Here is a 601-nt window from a genome sequence, read left to right as displayed (position 1 = left end):
GTGTCGAGTTCGGATAGTCACAAGTGAAGAGCTGCGAGCATGGTCAACGATACGACCCGGCTGCTGGGCCTGGACGGCCTGGTCGCCGATCGGGTCGAGCTGCATCCGGACGGTTCCCCCGTCGTCTACCTGTCCACCGGTGATGAGCAGGCACGATGCTGCCCGCAGTGCGGATTGCGGGCGGTGCGGGTGAAGCAGTGGACCACGACCCGGCCCCGCGATCTGCCGATGGCCGGGCGGATGGCCCGGCTGCGGTGGCGTAAACGACGCTGGCACTGCGACCAGCCCGGATGCCCACGCAAGTCGTTCACCGAACAGGTTGCCCAGGTCCCGGCACGGGCCCGGATCACCGTCCGGCTGCGTCAAGCCGCCGGTGCGGCCGTCGCCGACGCCAACCGCACGATCGTGCAGACCGCCCGTGACCTGGGCATGTCATGGCCGATCGTCGCGGCGGCGTTCACCGCGCACGTCGGGAAGGTGTTGCCGGCCGAACCCGAGCCGGTGACCGTGTTGGGCATCGACGAGGTCCGCCGGGGCAAGCCCCGCTGGAGTTTCGACGAGGTCACCGCGTCGTGGACCACCCTCGTCGACCGGTGGCACG

At 69.7% G+C, this 601-nt stretch carries 1 protein-coding gene; it reads left to right on the top strand.

Annotated features, from left to right (window positions below):
* Positions 1 to 39 precede the first annotated feature (39 nt).
* Positions 40 to 601: transposase family protein (locus D2L64_RS26945; RefSeq protein WP_199714828.1), on the top strand; the 562-nt coding region annotated here is incomplete at its 3' end.

The sequence above is a fragment of the Micromonospora radicis genome (assembly GCF_003583405.1).
Taxonomy (GTDB): Bacteria; Actinomycetota; Actinomycetes; order Mycobacteriales; family Micromonosporaceae; genus Micromonospora; species Micromonospora radicis.
Note: the sequence above shows the minus strand (reverse complement) of the source record. Positions and strands in the feature narration are given on the sequence as shown.